Below are 15,671 nucleotides of genomic sequence, written 5' to 3' on the forward strand. Positions count from 1 at the left end.
TCAGCCGCCCAGGGTTTCCAGCCAGCGCCGCTTGCCACCCCCGGCCACGTGCGCCTCTCCCAGGGCGCGGGCACGCGGGGCATCGCCGGCCGCGGCCGCCTCCAGCATCGCGGCGTGCTCCGCATTGCTCTCCAGCATCGCCGCGGGCCGGGCAAGGGAGCGCTGACGGGCCAGATGGCTCTCCTTCAGCAGGGAACTATAGAGGGCGGCGGCGCGGCGGTGCCCGGCGGCCTCCAGCAGCGCCTCATGGAAGGCGAGGTTCCGGGCGTAGTAGCCGGCGGCATCGCCCGCGGCGGCCTCCGCCCCCATGGCCGCCACCTCGGCCCGCAGTCCCTCCATCGTGCCCGGCGGCAGGGTGCCCGCCGCCGCCCGCTCCGCGATGCGGCCGAGGATGAAGCCCTGGAGCATGGCGCGCATGTCGTAGAGTTCGGCGAGTTCCTCGGGCTCCAGCCGCCGCACGCTCATCCCCTGGCCGGCGGGGCCGGCGGCCACCAGCCCCTCCCGCTCCAGCCCGCGCAGCGCCTCGCGCAGCGGCCCGCGGGAAAGGCCGAGGCGCGCGGCCAGCGCCACCTCGTTCAGCCGCGCCCCCGGCGCCAGCTCGCCGGAGAGGATCAGTTCCTCCAGCGCGGTGCGCGCGCGCTCCGAGAGCGGGGCCGGTGGTGGTGGTAGGTCCATGAGGACAGGGCATCACGGTGCCGCGCATCCTGTCAACAGGCTGTTGACAGGGCTGCCCGCCTAGCCCAGCCTGAGCATCAAGGAGGAACCGCCATGCTCGATGCCCCGAACCCTGCCGAGACGGGGACCGCTGCCGGCGCCCTCTCCCGCTTCACGGTGCTGGACCTGACCCGCGTCCGCTCCGGCCCCACCTGCGTGCGCCAGCTCGCGGACTGGGGCGCGAAGGTCATCAAGATCGAGATGCCGGAGGGGCTGGACCAGGGCGATCCGATGGGCGGCCCCCGCGGCGGCCCGGACTTCCAGAACCTGCACCGCAACAAGCGCGGCCTGACGCTGAACCTGAAGTCGCCCGAGGGCGTGGCGATCCTGAAGAAGCTCGCCGCCGAGGCCGACGTGGTGGTGGAGAACTTCCGCCCGGACGTGAAGGACCGGCTGGGCATCGGCTACGAGGACCTGGCGAAGGTGAACCCGCGCCTCGTCTACGCCTCCATCTCCGGCTTCGGACAGGACGGCCCCTATGCCGGCCGCCCGGGCTTCGACCAGATCGCGCAGGGCATGGGCGGGCTGATGTCCATCACCGGCCTGCCCGGACAGGGTCCGGTGCGCGTGGGCATTCCCATCGCCGACCTTTGCGCAGGCCTCTTCGCAGCCCAGGGCATCATGGTGGCGCTGCTGGAGCGCGAGGTGTCGGGCAAGGGGCAGTGGGTGCAGACCTCGCTGCTGCAGGCCCAGGCCTTCATGCTGGACTTCCAGGCCGCCCGCTGGCTGCAGGCCGGCGAGGTGCCGAAGCAGGCCGGCAACAATCACCCGACCAGCATCCCCACCGGCGTCTTCAAGACGAAGGACGGGCACATCAACATCGCCGCCACCGGCAACGCCATCTGGAAGCGCTTCGCCATCGCCGCCGGCGCGCCGGAATGGCTGGAGGACCCGCGCTTCAAGGATGCGGGCTCGCGGTCCGACAACCGCGATGCGCTGAACGCCCTGATCGACGCGAAGATCGCCGAGCGCACGAGCGAGGAGTGGGTGACCGCGCTGAACGAGGCTGGCGTGCCCGCGGGGCCGATCTACTCCATCGACCAGATGTTCGCGGACCCGCAGGTGAAGCACCTGGGCATCGCGACCACGCTGGATGACGGGACGAAGAGCCAGACCTACGTCGCCCAGCCCTTCACCCTCTCCCGCACGCCTAGCCGGATCGTCAGCCACCCGCCCGCCATCGGCGAGCACTCGGCCGAGATCATGGCCGAGGCGGGCTTCCCCGAGGACGAGGTCGCGGGCCTCAAGTCCCGCCAGGTGATCTAGGACCAGACATGCCCGACGCGCTTCCCCCGCCGAACCCGGCTCTCGGCACCGACAAGATGCTCTCCCGCAAGGAGGGCGGCGTCGGCTGGATGATCTTCAACAACCCGGAGCGCCACAACGCCGTCTCTATGGAGATGTGGGAGGCGGCGGAGAAGATCCTGGCCGACTTCCAGGCGGACCCGGAGGTCCGCGTGGTGGTGGTGACGGGCGCGGGCGGCAAGGCCTTCGTCTCCGGCGCCGACATCTCGAAGTTCGAGAGCGAGCGCAGCAGCAAGGAGGCGGTGGACGCCTACCAGGCGCAGACGGCGAAGGTCTACGACGCCCTCTCGGACTTCCCGAAGCCGACCATCGCGGCCATCCGCGGCCACTGCATCGGCGGTGGCTCCGCCCTGGCCGTGTGCTGCGACCTGCGGATCTGCACGGAGAAGTCCTCCTTCGGCATCCCCGCCGCCAAGCTCGGCCTCGGCTACCCGCTGAAGGGCATCCGCCGGCTGGTGCACCTTGTCGGCCCCTCCTTCGCGAAGGAGCTGTTCTTCACCGCCAAGCGCTTCAGCGCCGAAGACGCCCGGATCATGGGGCTGGTGAACCGCGTGGTGGCCGATGACGCGCTGGAGGCCACGATCAACGACTATGCCGGCACCATCGCCGGCAACGCGCCGCTGACGGTCGGCTCCGTGAAGGCCATCGTCGGCGAGGCGCTGAAGGCCGAGCCGGACGAGGCGCTCTGCGATCGCCTGGTGGCCGGGTGCTTCGCCAGCGAGGACTACATCGAGGGCCGCCGCGCTTTCATGGAGAAGCGGCCGCCGCAGTTCAAAGGCCGCTAAACCCGACGATCCGGCCCCCGGAGAGACCCGCGACAGACGGGCCCCGGGGTGCCGCAGGAGGAGTGTCCGAGATGATCCACCGTCGCGCCCTGCTGGGCGCCGGGATGGCGGGCTGCGCCCTGTCCCTCCCGGCCATCCGCGCCGCCGCCCAGGAATCCTGGCCGACCAAGCCCATCCGCATCGTGGTTGGCTTCGCCGCCGGCGGCGCCACCGACATCAGCACGCGGGTGATGCAGCCCAAGCTCACCGCACTGCTCGGCCAGCCCGTGGTGATCGACAACCGCCCCGGCGCGGGCGGGAACCTCGCCACCGACCTCGTCGTGCACGCGCCGCCCGATGGCAGCACCTTCCTGATGGGCACGATCGGCGCCCTGGCCATCAACCCAAGCCTCTACACCAACCTGAACTTCGATCCCCAGGCGGACCTCACCCCCGTTGCCATGGCGGGGAACGTGCTGAACGTGCTGGTCGTGCCGGCAAACCGCCCCTGGAAGAGCGTGGCGGAGCTGATCGCGGCGGCGAAGGCGCAGCCGGACACCATCACCTACGGCTCCTCCGGCGTCGGCGGCGCGGGGCACCTCGCCGGGGCGCTGATGGACCAGATGACCGGGGCCAAGACCGTCCATGTCCCCTATCGCGGCGGCGGGCCGATGATGACGGACCTGATGGGCGGCAAGGTGGACTACGCCTTCTCCACCGCGCCCACGGCCCTGCCGCAGGTGCAATCCGGGCGGCTACGGCTTCTTGCCGTTCCCACGGCGAAGCGCATCCGCGCCCTGCCGGATACGCCCGCGGTGGCGGAGACCCTGCCGGGCTACGAGGTGCAGAACTGGTACGCGCTGATGGGGCCGAAGGGCCTTTCGCCCGAGATCGTGGCGAAGATGAACGCCGTGATGCGGGAGGCCCTGGCCGATCCGCAGGTCTCTGCCTCGCTGGAAGGGCAGGGGGTGGAGCCCCTGCCCAGCTCGCCCGAGGACCTGGCCCGCTTCATCCGGGAGGAGACGGCGAAGTGGGCGCCCATCGTGAAGGCCACGGGCGCGAGGCCGGACTAGGGGGCCTCAAGCCCCGCGCAGTCGCCCAGCCATCAGCTCCTGCAGGTCCAGGTCGTGCTCCAGCGCGTGCAGGACCTCGTCGTGCAGGCGCCCGGCGCGGTGAAGGCGCAGCACCTCGGCCCGCCCCGCGGCCACGGCGGCCAGCACCACGTCGAAATGATCGTCCCGCGCGCCCCGCAGATCCTCGGACGCCTCGCTGAAGCGGGCGGCGGCGCGAGCACGGTAGCCAAACTGCTCCAGCAGGCGGGGATGGCGGATGCTGCCGTCCAGCGCGGTGGCCAGCGCCTGCACCGTGGCGAGCTGGGTCTCGGCCAGGATCACCTCGGCCTGGTGCCGCGTGAGCTGCGCCCCGCCCTCATCCTCCCGCAGGCCGACGCCGAGCAGCCGGATCACCCACCCCAGCGTCGTGCCCTGGAGGAGCACGGTGACGAGGATGACGGCGAAGGCGCTGACGAGGATCAGGTCGCGCCCCGCCATCTCCTCAGGCACGGAGAGCGCCACGGCCAGCGTGACCACCCCGCGCATCCCCGCCCAGCCGATGACGGCCGAGGCGCGGGCATCCACCCCCGTCGCCTCGTGCCCGCGCAGCCGGTCCAGCCCGCGCATGAGAAGGCGGGCGCCGAACACGAAGGCGAAGCGCGAGAGGATGACGGCGACGATCACGGCCAGCACCGGCCCACCCAGGTCCTGCGCCGCGTCCCCCGCGCCCCCCAGCCGCAGCAGCACGCCGCGGAGCGAGAGGCCGATGAGGACGAAGACCAGCGCCTCCAGAAGGTGGGTCATGATCTCCCACACGGCTGTGCCGGTGCGGCGCCCGCCCGCCGTGAAGATCTCGTGCTGGTACCAGCCCAGGACCATGCCCGCGACAACGGTGGCGATTACGCCGGAGGCGTGCAGCTCCTCCGCCAGGATATAGGCGGCCCAGGGCATGAGCAGGGTGGTGATGATGCCCAGCTCCATGGACTTGAAGAGGCCCAGCAGGCGCACCCCGGCCGCCCCCACCGCCAGCCCGGCCACGATCCCGCCGATGGCGAGGACACCGAAGCTGACCGTGGCGTCCCACAGGCTGAAGGTGCCGGTCAGCGCCGCCGCGACGGCGAAGCGGAACAGCACGATGCCCGCCGCGTCGTTCAGCAGGCTCTCCCCCTCCAGCAGCATCATCGTCCGGCGCGGCAGCCGCACCCGCTGCAGCACCGCCTTCGCCGCCACCGCATCGGGCGGGGAAACGACGGCGCCGAGGGCGAAGCAGGCGGCCCAGGGCAGCTCCGGCACCGCCCAGCGCACGACGAGTCCGACGGCGAGGGTGGTGAAGGCCACCGCGCCGACCGCCAGCGCGAGGATGCCGCCGAGCTGCGCCCGGAACTCCCGCCAGGGGGTGAAGTAGGCGCTGGCCATCAGCAGCGGCGGCAGGAAGAGCAGCAGGACCAGTTCCGGGTCCAGGCTCAGCGCGGGCATGCCGGGGATGAAGGTGAGGGCGCCGCCGCCGAGTATGAGGGCCGCGGCGGGCGGCAGGCGCAGCAGGCGCGCCAGCGCCTCCAGGCACACCACAGCGACGAGGAGGAGCAGGATGAACTCGAATTGCGCGGTCGGTGACATGCATTCCCCATGCTGGTCAGGCGGGCCAGCCTAGCACCATGCCGGCCGGGCCGGGATGATTCGCCTGGCGGGCCGCGCCGGCGCCTCAGGCGGTTTCCCTGACCGGCTCCAGTTCCACCTCCTCGATCATCTCCCGCGTCTCGGCGTCGGCCACCAGCTGGCCCTCCCACTTCGCCACCACGGCGGTGGCGAGCGAGTTGCCGATGACGTTGGTGGCGGACCGCCCCATGTCGAGGAAGGTGTCGATGCCGAGGATCAGCAGCAGCCCTTCCTCTGGCAGGTTGAACTGGGAGAGAGTGGCGGCGATGACGACGAGGGAGGCGCGCGGCACGCCCGCCACGCCCTTGCTGGTGAGCATCAGCGTCAGCAGCATCGCCACCTGCGTGCCGAAGCCCAGTGGGATGTCGTAGGCCTGGGCGATGAAGACGGCGGCGAAGGTGCAGTACATCATCGTGCCGTCCAGGTTGAAGGAGTAACCCAGCGGCAGCACGAAGGAGGAGATCCTGCGGGAGATCGGGAACTTCGCCAGCTGCTCCAGCATCTTCGGGTAGGCCGCCTCGGAGCTCGCGGTGGAGAAGGCGATGAGGAAGGGTTCCCGCACAAGCGCCACCAGCCGCGTGATGGCGGGCCCGAGAATGAGGAAGCCGGCGAGGACCAGCACGAGCCAGAGACAGGCGAGGCCGAAATAGAACTCGCCCATGAACTTGGCGTAGTTCACCAGGATGCCCAGTCCGTTGGTCGCGATGGTCGATGTCATCGCGCAGAGCACGGCCAGCGGCGCCAGCTTCATCACGTAGCCCGTCACGCGCAGAATGATGTGGGAGAGGCTCTCGATACTCTCCACCACCGCCCGCGCCCGCTCCCCCATGGACGCGCAGGCCACGCCGAAGAAGAGGGAGAAGACGACGATCTGCAGGATCTCGTTCTCCACCATGGGGCGGACGGCGGAATCCGGGAAGACGTGCGTGATGAAGCCCGCGATCGACATGGCATTGGCGTTGATGCCGGAGCTGGCGCCGGTGGCCACCTTGTGGATGCCCACCCCCGGCTCGAACAGGTTCACCAGCACCAGGCCGAGGGTGAGTGAGACGAGGGAGGCGCAGACGAACCACAGCATCGCCTTGGCGCCGACACGGCCCACCGTGCCCGCATCCGCCATGTGCCCGATCCCCGCGACGAGGGTGGAGAACACGAGCGGGGCGATGATCATCTTGATCAGCCGCAGAAAAACGGTGCTGCCGATCGAGACGTAGCCGGCGATCTGCTTCTGCGTGGCCGGATCCGCGACCCCGCTGTGGATCAGCGCCCCGATCCCGATCCCCAGCAGCATGGCAACCAGGATGTAAGTGGTCATCCGGCTCGACTTCATCGGGAAGGTGCCTCCTGCAGGGCGGACGTTGCCGGCAGGGTGCATGGATCGGCGGCAACAGGGCAGTTAAGTTGCCGTTATCACTGGCCGGGCATCAGGCCCGCGCGCTCAGGGACAGGGCAGTCAGCTTCGCCATCTCCGTCCCGGTGCTGCGCACCCCGCCCACCGTGCCGCCACCGAGCAGGGTGATCAGTTCGGACAGGCCGACCAGTTGCGCGGAGGATGCCCCGCCCGCCCCGGCGAAGAGCGCGGAAAGGTCCAGCGTGTTCGTGGCGCTGGCGGTGCTGCCCGTGGCCCGGTAGGCGCCTACCGCCGCCGCCAGGGCCGCCGCGGAGGCGGCCGGCACGGCCGGGCCGACCGTGCTGGACAGGGCTTTGGCGGAGGAGGTGCGGTACACCGCGGCGTCCCGCACCACCCGGTCGAATCCCGTGCCGGTTCCGTCGGCCCGAAGCGCCGCCAGGGCGTTGATGGAGCGCGTGCCGGTGCTGCGGGCCGTGATCTCCAGCGCGGGGCTGTCGATGACCAGGCGGGTGGCGGCGTCGCTCCTCCGGGCCACCACCAGCAGGTCCTGCGCGCTGCCCGCGGGCCCGACCTGGAAGAGAAGGGCGGAGAACTCGGCGCCGGTGAACTCCGTCCGGCCCGTCACCTCCTCCCCGTTCAGCAGCAGCCTCGCGCCAGCGCCGGTGCCCGCCACGTCCTCCCGCATCGCCACGCGATAGGTCATGCCCGCATCGAACACGCCGCCCGCCGTGTCGAACAGCGTGTTCATGGAGAAGAGGTCGCCCGCTGCCGCGGTGAAGTCGCCCACGGCCCTGAGGGGCGGGGCTGCCTGGCTGCCCAGCGGAGCATGGACCGCAGCATCCGACGCGATGCGCGCATAACTATCCTCCGGCGCGGCGCGCAGCGCCGGCAGGGCGTTGATCGAGCGTTCCCCCGTGCTGCGCGCCGTGACCTGCACGGCGCGGCTGTCCACCTTCATTCCCCTGGCATCGGTGGCGCGCGCCACCACCAGCAGCTCCTGCGAGCTGCCCCCGGTGCCGGCGACGAAGAGGAGGGAGTTGAACTCGGCGGGCGTGAAGTCGATGCGGCGGGTCACGTCCTCCCCATCCAGCATCAGCCTGGCGCCGGAAGTCAGGTCCTCGTCCCGCAGGGCCACGCGGTAGCCGCTCACCTCCACCTTCGCGCTGTAGGGGGAGGAGAAGAGGTCGCGCAGGGCGAAGGCATCGCCCGCCGCGGTGGTGAAGTTGCCGGTTGTGGCGAGGGCGGGCGCCACCTGGCTTCCCAGCGGGGCGTGCAGCGCCGCCTCGGAGGCCACCCGCATGAAATCCGCATCCGCCGCCGCGGGATCGACCGCCGTCCGCAGCGCCCCGGCGGTGTTGAGGGATCGCGCGCCCGTCACCGCCGCGCGGATCACGGCTGGGGTGCTGTCCGCGACCGCGGTCAGTCCACCCTTGCCGTCCTCCTGGCCCGCGCGCGCCACCACCATGATGTCCTGCGCCCCGCCCTCCGGGCCGGCCACGTATTGCAGGGCCAGGAACTCCATCGGGGAGAAGTCCGTGCGGTCCGTCACGTCCTTCCCGTCCAGCACCAGCCGGCCGCCGGGCGCTGCGCCCGGATCGTCCCGCAGCGCCACGCGGTAGAGGGCCGGTTCCGTGCCCTTGCCTACGGGAAAGAGGTCGCGCAGCGAGAGACTGTCCCCCGCCTTCACCGTCATGTCCCCCGCCGCGCCGATGTCGGGGGCCGGTCGGCTCTTGCTTCCCGTGAAGATCGCCGCCTCCTGCGCCACCCGCATGAAGCGGGCATCGGCATCCCCGGGATCGACCGCCGTGCGCAGCGCGGGGGCCGCGTTGGCGGAGCGCACGCCGGTGACGGCCGCCGCGATCGCGACCGCCGGGCTGTCCACGATGCTCGTCCAGCGGCCATCCGCCGCTTTCGTGGCGGCGCGGGCCACGACAAGGATCTCCGCCGCGCTGCCATCCCCGCCCGCCATATACTGAAGGTTCACGAACTCCTCCGGCGTGAAGTCCACCCGGTGGGTCACGTCCTGCCCGTCCAGCAGCAGCCGGGCGCCGGTGCCCGCGTCCTCGCGCAGCGCCACGCGGTACAGCGCGGGCTCGGCCTTGCCTCCGGCGGTGAACAGGTCGTGCAGCGCCAGGGTGTCGCCCGCCTTCAGCGACAGGTTGCCCGCGCCCGAGAGGGTGGGCGCGGCCCGGCCGCCATAGGCGGCGTAGACCGAGGCGTCCTGCGCCAGCGTGACGAACTCCGCATCCGCCCCGCCCTCCGCCGGGGTGCGGAGTGCCGCCAGCACGGAGAGGGAGCGCGTGCCCGTGACCGCCGCGGTGATCTGCACCGGCGCGCTGTCCGCGATCCCCGACCACAGGCCGCCCGCACCCCTGGTGCCGGTGCGGGCCACCACCACCAGTTCCTGCGCGCTGCCTTCCTCCCCCGCGGCGTATTGCAGCTCGTTGAAATCCAACGGGTCGAAATCGGTGCGGTCCGTCACGTCCACGCCGCGCAGGACCAGCCTTCCCCCGCCCTCTCCCCGCAGGGCGACCCGCATGAGATCGGCGCCCGGCGAGCCGAAGAGCTCCCGCACGGAGAGGCTGTCCCCAGCCTTCGCGGTGAACCCGCCCGAGGGAAGGGGCACGCGGATGTCCACGATGTCCGACACGGAGGCGGACCCGCCCGCCGCGGTCAAAGCCGTGGAGGCGTAGCCGCTCGGCAGGTTCGTGTAGAAGGCGGCGCTGCCGCCGCCAACGGAGAGGGACACGGGGCGGCCTCCGCGAAGCCCGCCCTTAATCTGCCCCGGTGCCCTTAACCCGGGGTGAATCCTACCCCACGCGCAGCAGGGTGGGCCCGTGGCGCCGCAGCCAGTCCTGCGCCGCTTCCCGGTGCGGCGTCAGGCGTGACACATGGGCCCAGAAGCGGTCGGAATGGTTCAACTCCCGCAGATGGGCCACCTCATGCGCCACCACGTAGTCCAGCACCCAGTCCGGGGCCATCACCAGGCGCCAGGAGAAGGCGAGCGTGCCGTCCGGCGCGCAGCTGCCCCAGCGGGACCGCGTGTCCTTCAGGGTGATGCGGCGGATCCTCACCCCCAGCGCCGCGGCATGGCCCGCCGCCAGCACGGCGATGCGGCGCTTCGCCTCCGCTTTCATGAAGTCGCCCACGCGGCGGGTGAGAAAGGCGGCGTCGCCCGCCACCACGATCTCCCCGTTCCACAGGATGGCGGGGCCGCGCGCCGTCGGGTCGTGCCGGATGGCGTGGGGGATGCCGCCCAGCGGAATGCGCTCGCCCTCCTTGAAGGGCACGGCGGGGGAGAGGTTGCTCAGGCGCTCCTTCACCCAGGTCGCGTGGGTGTTCAGCAGCGCCATGCCCGCCTTCCGGCCGGAGCGTGGCGGAAGGGTCACCACCACCTCGCCGGCGCGAGGGTCGATCCGCAGCGAGACCCGCCGCGCCCGGGCCGAGCGGTTCCAGCGCACCGGAGTCGGCGTGGGAAGGGCCAATGGGTGGGCGCGGAGGGGAACGTTCTCGGTCTCGTTCTGTTCCATGGGCGGGAGAATGGACCCGCGGCGGGGTCCTGTTCAACGACTTGACAGAGACGGTCATGATCCTGTGGTGAATGCGGTGCAGAAAGAGCACGGAAACAGCGTTCTGGCCCCCGACCCGCCGCGGATCGCCTTCGCCCACGGGCTGCGCGGCCCCGCCGCCCTCTCCGTTCTGCTGAGCCACTACACCCAGTTCTTCTGGGACCGCCGGGGCACGGCCGCGGACTTCCTCGGTTTGCCGAACTGGACAGGTCCGGCGCCCGCCGTGCTGGAGCTCCACCGCTGGTTGCCGGAAGGCTTCGCCGGGCATTTCGGGGTGGCGCTGTTCTTCCTCATCAGCGGCTTCGTCATCCCCTTCTCCCTGCTGGACCGGGGGCGGGGCGCCTTCGCCCTGGGACGGGGCCTGCGGATCCTGCCGACCTACGCGGCGGGGCTCTCCGTCACCATGCTCGCCGTCTGGGCCTGCGCGCGGCACTTCGGGCAGCCCGTGCCCTTCGGCGCGGCGCAATGGGCCACCCAGCTTCTCTTCGTCCGGGACCTGCTGGGCCTGCCCTCGATCGACGGCATCGTCTGGACGCTGGAGGTGGAGGTCCGCTTTTACCTTCTCTGCCTCCTCCTCGCCCCGGCGCTGCGGGCGGGGCGGGTGGCGCCACTGGTCACGGCATCCCTGGTGATGCTCGGGACGATCGGGGCCGTGGCCTCGTTCCCCTTGCCGCCCGCGGGGCTGGAGGCGCTGACGGAGCTGGCGATCAGCGCGCAGATGATCACCTTCATGCTGGTCGGCACCGTCTTCCACGCCTGGCACCGGGGCACGGAGCCGCGGCGGGTGTGCCTTGTGGCCGGGGCGGCCCTGCTGGCCCTCTTCGCCGCGCAGTGGGCGATCGGCGGCATGGCGGCGGCATTGGTGCCGGGCCTGCTCTCCTACGCGGCGGCGCTGGGCCTCTTCGCGGCCCTATTTGCCGGGCGGCACCGTATCCGCCGGGTGCCGGGGCCGCTCGATGGCCTGGCCCGGATCAGCTACCCGCTCTACGTCGTCCACGGGGTGGCGGGCTTCGCGGTGATGCGGCTGCTGCTGGAGGCGGGCTGGGGGCCCGGTGCCGCCATCCTCGCCGCCACCGCCCTGGCCTTCGTGGCGGCCCTGATCCTGCACCTGGGCGTGGAACGCCCGACGCAGCGCGCGGCGCATCGCCTGGGCCGGTAGGTCCGCGCTGCAACGGGGCGTGCGGGGCGGCGTTGCCCGCACCATGGACACCCCGCCCCCGATCCGGGAGATCGATGCCGAGGCCCATGTCCAGCGACGGATATGGCTCGTCTCCCGCATCGCCTGGGCCGGCATGGCCGCCGTGCTGCTGCTCGCCGCGGCCGGGCTGTTCGGGGATGGGACGCTCGCCGAAGCCGAGGAAAGCGCCCCGGACGCCTCCCTCCACCTGCGCTACGACCGCTTCCAGCGCGCCGACGCCACGAACCTCTTCACCCTGGTGCTGGACGATCCCCATGGGGGGGCGGGGGAGGGGAGGGAGGTCGTGCTCTGCTTCGACCGCCCCTTCCTGAAGGAGTGGCGCATCTCGCGCTTCGCGCCGGCGCCGGAGCGCGAGGAGGCGCGGGGCGAGGACCTGTGCGGCCACTTCCTCTACGATCCGGGCATCCGCCCGGCCGTGCTGCGCCTCTGGGCCGCGCCGAGGACGAGCGGCTTCGGCATGGACGGCGCCATCTACCGACCGGGCCGCGCGTCCGTGCCGGTCAGCGCGGTGGTCTGGCCGTGACGGAAACCGTCCTCCGCACCGCCCTGGCCTGGCTGGGGCTGGTGGTCCTCATCCGCCTCTCCGGCCGCCGTACCCTTGGCGAGATGAGCCCGGTGGACTTCGTCGTGCTGCTCATCATGGGCGACATGATCCAGCAGAGCCTGCTGGGCGAGGATTTCAGCATGACCAGCGCCTTCGTGGTGGTGGTGACGCTGCTGCTGCTGACCGTGACCTATGCCTGGGCGAAGTCCCGCTGGCCGCGCCTCACGCGCGCGGTGGAGGGCGTGCCCACCGTGCTGGTGCGGAATGGCGTGCCGGACGAGGCGCAGATGCGGGCCGCCCGCGTCGGCATGGACGAGGTGATGGAGGCGGCGCGGAAGAACGGGCTGGCGGAGCTGGGGGAGGTGCGCTTCGCCGTGCTGGAGACGGGCGGGGAGATCAGCATCATCCCCGCTCGGGATGCGAGGGGCTGAACCTCAGCCCGGATGAGCCTTGAACTCGATCTCCACGAAGGAGAAGGGCACCGTGCCCTCGTTGATCACGTTGTGCTCCACCCCCGGCGGGCGGGTGTAGGAGACGCCCGCGGTGATCGTGGCCTGGCGCGTGGCGCCGCCGGGCTCCTCCAGCGTCATGGTCCCGTCCGTTACGGGCACGACGAGATAGGCCCAGCCATGGCGGTGCCACCCCGTCTCGGCGCCCGGCGGGAAGTCCCACCGAGTGACGCGGGAGGTGGCGTCATCCGCCTGGACGGTGGCGGTGGCGGGGATACGGCAGCGAAGCGGTTCTGACATGAGGATCAGGCAGCAAGCGCCATGCCGATATCGGCCAGCCCCGGCAGGGGCAGGGCACCCGTGGCCTGCCAGGCGGCCCAGGCGCGGTCGCCTTCCTCCCTCGTCAGCGGCGTGTGGGGCGGGCGGATGTGGCGCCAGCCCTCGTCGCCCGTGCTGCGGGCGATGATCTCGCGCAGGCCGGGGATCAGCGGCACGGTGGCGGCCGCCGCGCGGCAGGTGTTCATCATGGCCTGGGCGGCGTCCGCCTCTGGCCCCGTTCGCTTCGAATAGACAGTCTGGGCGAAGCCGCAGGTCAGGTTCGTGGCGGCGGTGATGCAGCCCGCCGCCCCCAGCCCGAGCATCCGCTGGAACAGGCTGTCCCCGCCCGGATAAACCTCGAAGCCACCCGCCGCGAAGGCACGGATATAGGCCTCGGTCTGCGCCGCGTCGCCCGTGCTGTCCTTGATGCCGCGCACCACCCCGGGGAAGGCCTCGATCAGGCGGCCAACCAACTCCACGGAGAGCGGCACGGCCGACTGGGCGGGAAAGTGATAGAGGTAAAAGGCGAGGCCAGGGCCGGTCCGCTCGATCACTTCCGAGTAGTAGGCGAAGAGCCCGTCATCTGTCGGGGCCTTGTAGTAGAAGGGCGGCAGGACGAGCACGCCGGGGCAGCCCACCTCTCGCGCGTGGCGGGAGAGCTCCACCGTATCGGTGATGTTGGGCAGGCCCGTGCCGGGCATCAGCCGCGCCGCCGGCACGCCCGCGCCCACCAATGCTTCCAGGATGCCGCGCCGCTCCGAGAGGCCGAAGGAGGCCGCCTCCCCGGTGGTGCCGAGCACGCCGAGGCTGTTGCAGCCGTGCGAGAGCAGCCACTTCGCGAAGCGGACCGTGCGGGCGTGGTCCGGCGAGAGGTCCGCCTTCACCGCCGTGATCAGCGCCGCGTTCACCCCGGCATAGAGCGCGCCCGTCATCCCGTCTTCCTCTCCCGTCCCTGCATCGCCGCGCGCGGCACCCGGCCGCCCTTGCGGGGCCGGGCCGGCCAGCGGCCCGGCCATTCAACCACATGATCCTCCAGCGCGCCCGCCTCCCGCTCCGGGACGACGCGGCCGCGGACGGAGATGCCGGCGCGGTGGACGCTCTCCGGATCGCCCGAGACCAGCGGGTGCCATTCCGGCAGGTCCTGCCCGCGGGCGAGGAGATGGTAGGCGCAGGTGGGCGGCAGCCAATCCAGCGCGGGCAGCATCTTCGCCTTCAGCTGCACGCAGTCCGGCACGTGGTCCTTGCGGTTCACGTAGTCGCGGCAGCCGCAGCCCTGGGTGTCCAGCATCCGGCAGGCCACGTTGGTGAAGTGGATCTCCTCCGTATCCTCGTCGCGGATCTTGTGCAGGCAGCAGCGGCCGCAGCCATCGCACAGGCTCTCCCACTCCGCTCGCGTCATGGCGGAGAGGGACTTGCGCTTCCAGAAGGGGACGGGATCGGACACGGCGCTCCTCTACACCCCCATGCGGGCCAACTGGAAGCTTGACGTGCCCCGCGACTCGGCGTGAATCCGGCCGATGCCGCTGGACCTGACCATCCCCGAGCGCACGGCCACCACCTGCCGCGCTGCCATGCGCTTCTGCGCCCGCAACCGCTGGGCGCCCCTGGCCGAGATGCCCATCCCCTGCGGCCGGCGGCTGGACATCATGGCCCTGACGCCAGAGGGCTGCCTCTACGCGATCGAGGTGAAGTCCGGCCCGCGCGACTTCCTCTCGGACAACAAGTGGCACGAGTACCGGGACTGGTGCGACCGGCTCTACTTCGCCGTGGACATCGACTTCCCGCAGGAACTGATCCCGGAGGAGGTGGGGCTCATCGTCTCCGACGGCTTCGACGCGGTGATGGTGCGGGACACCGAGCACAAGGCCCTGGCAGGCGCGCGGCGGAAATCCCTCATGCACCGCTACGCCGTGCTGGCGGCCGGGCGCCTGGCCGCGGCCTGCGATCCCGTCGGCGCGCAGGAGATGCGGGCCGCGCTGCTCTGCGAGTAGGCTGGCTTAACATTTCATAAGTCGGAACCCTCTTCCGGCTCCGCCGTTCTTCCCCGGCGCCACCCCCGAGGCGCCACCGGGAGAAGCATCAGTCATGTTCCGTCGTCACATTCCGCTCGCCCTCGCGGGCGCCGCCCTGATTCCCGCCATGGCCCGTGCCCAGGCCCCCACCGGCAGCGCCACGCCCGGGGCCGGCACCGCGCCTTCCAGCATGGCAGGCATGTCCCCCGACCAGCTGGCCCTCAGGACGCATGAGGCCGGCGCCTTCTCCCTCATGACCGCCCGTGTCGGCGTGGAGAAGGCCACGAACCCCGACGTGAAGCGCTTCGCCAATTTCGAGGTGACGGAGCAGGAGGGCGTGGCCCAGGCCATGAAGCTGGCCGGCCACAACTTCCCCGACCATGCCCCGACGGGCGAGAAGGCGCAGATGCTGCAGCGCCTGCAGTCCGCCAGCGGCGCCGAGTTCGACCGCATGTTCCTGCAGGTGCAGGAGCAGGGCCACCAGGAGCTGCTGAGCCTGACCACCGCCCTGATGAACAGCACCGCCCCCGCGCCGGACAAGATCACCGCCCTTCTGGCCAACGGCCAGATCAAGGAGCACCTGATCCTGATCGGCACGATGATGGGTCGTCGCTGAGCCCGACCCCGCGGCGGCCCCGCGGCCGCCGCGGCTTTTTGGAATGGGGCGGCCCTTCGGCCGCCGCGGGGTTGTGGGCTGGGGCGGGCCGTCGGCCGCCGCGGCGTTTTGGGAGGGGGCGGG

At 71.6% G+C, this 15,671-nt stretch carries 16 protein-coding genes; 8 read left to right on the top strand and 8 right to left on the bottom strand.

Annotated features, from left to right (window positions below; translation table 11 throughout):
* The gene (locus tag NRP21_RS22280; protein ID WP_257718445.1) at window positions 1–675 is read right to left on the bottom strand and encodes a GntR family transcriptional regulator; all 675 of its coding nucleotides are present in this window, start codon (window positions 673–675) and stop codon (window positions 1–3) included.
* 93 nt (window positions 676–768) lie between these two features.
* Here NRP21_RS22280 and NRP21_RS22285 point away from each other — a divergent pair, with 93 nt between their 5' ends.
* The 3 genes from NRP21_RS22285 to NRP21_RS22295 all read left to right on the top strand — a co-directional run bounded on the left by NRP21_RS22285 (window position 769) and on the right by NRP21_RS22295 (window position 3,856).
* Window positions 769–1,980, top strand: coding sequence for a CaiB/BaiF CoA transferase family protein (locus NRP21_RS22285; protein ID WP_257718446.1), 1,212 nt, complete (start codon window positions 769–771; stop codon window positions 1,978–1,980).
* A gap of 8 nt (window positions 1,981–1,988) precedes the next feature.
* Window positions 1,989–2,804, top strand: a complete 816-nt coding sequence (locus tag NRP21_RS22290; protein WP_257718447.1) for an enoyl-CoA hydratase — start codon at window positions 1,989–1,991, stop codon at window positions 2,802–2,804.
* 71 nt (window positions 2,805–2,875) lie between these two features.
* Window positions 2,876–3,856 (top strand): Bug family tripartite tricarboxylate transporter substrate binding protein, encoded by a 981-nt coding sequence (locus NRP21_RS22295; RefSeq protein ID WP_257718448.1) that lies wholly within the window; start codon window positions 2,876–2,878, stop codon window positions 3,854–3,856.
* A 6-nt stretch (window positions 3,857–3,862) separates the two neighbouring features.
* Here NRP21_RS22295 and NRP21_RS22300 read toward each other — a convergent pair whose 3' ends face one another.
* From NRP21_RS22300 to NRP21_RS22315, 4 genes are all read right to left on the bottom strand, one after another.
* A complete protein-coding gene (locus NRP21_RS22300) occupies window positions 3,863–5,452 on the bottom strand; it encodes a Na+/H+ antiporter (protein ID WP_257718449.1) in 1,590 nt (529 codons plus the stop codon).
* Between the two features lie 85 nt (window positions 5,453–5,537).
* Window positions 5,538–6,806, bottom strand: a complete 1,269-nt coding sequence (locus tag NRP21_RS22305; protein ID WP_257718450.1) for a dicarboxylate/amino acid:cation symporter — start codon at window positions 6,804–6,806, stop codon at window positions 5,538–5,540.
* Window positions 6,807–6,915: 109 nt separating this feature from the next.
* Window positions 6,916–9,591 carry a hypothetical protein gene (locus NRP21_RS22310; protein WP_257718451.1) on the bottom strand — a complete coding sequence of 892 codons (2,676 nt, stop codon included), beginning with the start codon at window positions 9,589–9,591 and terminating at the stop codon, window positions 6,916–6,918.
* Between the two features lie 61 nt (window positions 9,592–9,652).
* Window positions 9,653–10,372, bottom strand: a complete 720-nt coding sequence (locus tag NRP21_RS22315; protein ID WP_257718452.1) for a M48 family metallopeptidase — start codon at window positions 10,370–10,372, stop codon at window positions 9,653–9,655.
* Window positions 10,373–10,448: 76 nt separating this feature from the next.
* Between NRP21_RS22315 and NRP21_RS22320 the strand changes: the two genes are divergently transcribed.
* Genes NRP21_RS22320 through NRP21_RS22330 form a run of 3 tightly spaced genes read left to right on the top strand, consistent with a single transcriptional unit; the run spans window position 10,449 to window position 12,584 of the window.
* Window positions 10,449–11,570, top strand: coding sequence for an acyltransferase family protein (locus NRP21_RS22320; protein WP_257718453.1), 1,122 nt, complete (start codon window positions 10,449–10,451; stop codon window positions 11,568–11,570).
* A 43-nt stretch (window positions 11,571–11,613) separates the two neighbouring features.
* Window positions 11,614–12,132, top strand: coding sequence for a hypothetical protein (locus NRP21_RS22325; RefSeq protein WP_257718454.1), 519 nt, complete (start codon window positions 11,614–11,616; stop codon window positions 12,130–12,132).
* A complete protein-coding gene (locus tag NRP21_RS22330) occupies window positions 12,129–12,584 on the top strand; it encodes a DUF421 domain-containing protein (RefSeq protein ID WP_257718455.1) in 456 nt (151 codons plus the stop codon). Before NRP21_RS22325 ends, NRP21_RS22330 begins: the two co-directional genes overlap by 4 nt.
* Before the next feature lie 3 nt (window positions 12,585–12,587).
* On the opposite strand, the gene NRP21_RS22335 is transcribed toward NRP21_RS22330, so the two are convergent.
* From NRP21_RS22335 to NRP21_RS22345, 3 genes are read right to left on the bottom strand one after another with little or no spacing between them, the layout of a single operon-like run.
* Window positions 12,588–12,902: a cupin domain-containing protein gene (locus tag NRP21_RS22335; protein ID WP_257718456.1), complete on the bottom strand. Its 315-nt coding sequence runs from the start codon at window positions 12,900–12,902 to the stop codon at window positions 12,588–12,590.
* A 5-nt stretch (window positions 12,903–12,907) separates the two neighbouring features.
* Window positions 12,908–13,852, bottom strand: a complete 945-nt coding sequence (locus NRP21_RS22340) for a dihydrodipicolinate synthase family protein (RefSeq protein WP_257718457.1) — start codon at window positions 13,850–13,852, stop codon at window positions 12,908–12,910.
* Entirely contained in the window at window positions 13,849–14,364 is a 516-nt protein-coding gene (locus NRP21_RS22345) for a YcgN family cysteine cluster protein (protein WP_257718458.1), read from the bottom strand. The genes NRP21_RS22340 and NRP21_RS22345 overlap by 4 nt, the downstream gene beginning before the upstream one ends.
* Before the next feature lie 73 nt (window positions 14,365–14,437).
* On the opposite strand from NRP21_RS22345, the gene NRP21_RS22350 reads away from it, so the two are divergent.
* Window positions 14,438–14,911: an MmcB family DNA repair protein gene (locus tag NRP21_RS22350; protein WP_257718459.1), complete on the top strand. Its 474-nt coding sequence runs from the start codon at window positions 14,438–14,440 to the stop codon at window positions 14,909–14,911.
* A 94-nt stretch (window positions 14,912–15,005) separates the two neighbouring features.
* A complete protein-coding gene (locus NRP21_RS22355) occupies window positions 15,006–15,548 on the top strand; it encodes a DUF4142 domain-containing protein (protein WP_257718460.1) in 543 nt (180 codons plus the stop codon).
* Window positions 15,549–15,671: the final 123 nt, after the last annotated feature.

Source organism: Roseomonas populi, assembly GCF_024594815.1.
Lineage (GTDB): Bacteria > Pseudomonadota > Alphaproteobacteria > Acetobacterales > Acetobacteraceae > Roseomonas > Roseomonas populi.

Bases quoted from the DNA above. Each gene is read 5' to 3' on its own strand.
- NRP21_RS22295 (WP_257718448.1), top strand. From the start codon at position 2,876: ATGATCCACCGTCGCGCCCTGCTGGGCGCCGGGATGGCGGGCTGCGCC.
- NRP21_RS22355 (WP_257718460.1), top strand. From the start codon at position 15,006: ATGTTCCGTCGTCACATTCCGCTCGCCCTCGCGGGCGCCGCCCTGATT.
- NRP21_RS22285 (WP_257718446.1), top strand. From the start codon at position 769: ATGCTCGATGCCCCGAACCCTGCCGAGACGGGGACCGCTGCCGGCGCC.
- NRP21_RS22340 (WP_257718457.1), bottom strand. From the start codon at position 13,852: ATGACGGGCGCGCTCTATGCCGGGGTGAACGCGGCGCTGATCACGGCG.
- NRP21_RS22325 (WP_257718454.1), top strand. From the start codon at position 11,614: ATGGACACCCCGCCCCCGATCCGGGAGATCGATGCCGAGGCCCATGTC.
- NRP21_RS22305 (WP_257718450.1), bottom strand. From the start codon at position 6,806: ATGACCACTTACATCCTGGTTGCCATGCTGCTGGGGATCGGGATCGGG.
- NRP21_RS22280 (WP_257718445.1), bottom strand. From the start codon at position 675: ATGGACCTACCACCACCACCGGCCCCGCTCTCGGAGCGCGCGCGCACC.
- NRP21_RS22335 (WP_257718456.1), bottom strand. From the start codon at position 12,902: ATGTCAGAACCGCTTCGCTGCCGTATCCCCGCCACCGCCACCGTCCAG.
- NRP21_RS22350 (WP_257718459.1), top strand. From the start codon at position 14,438: ATGCCGCTGGACCTGACCATCCCCGAGCGCACGGCCACCACCTGCCGC.
- NRP21_RS22300 (WP_257718449.1), bottom strand. From the start codon at position 5,452: ATGTCACCGACCGCGCAATTCGAGTTCATCCTGCTCCTCCTCGTCGCT.
- NRP21_RS22315 (WP_257718452.1), bottom strand. From the start codon at position 10,372: ATGGAACAGAACGAGACCGAGAACGTTCCCCTCCGCGCCCACCCATTG.
- NRP21_RS22290 (WP_257718447.1), top strand. From the start codon at position 1,989: ATGCCCGACGCGCTTCCCCCGCCGAACCCGGCTCTCGGCACCGACAAG.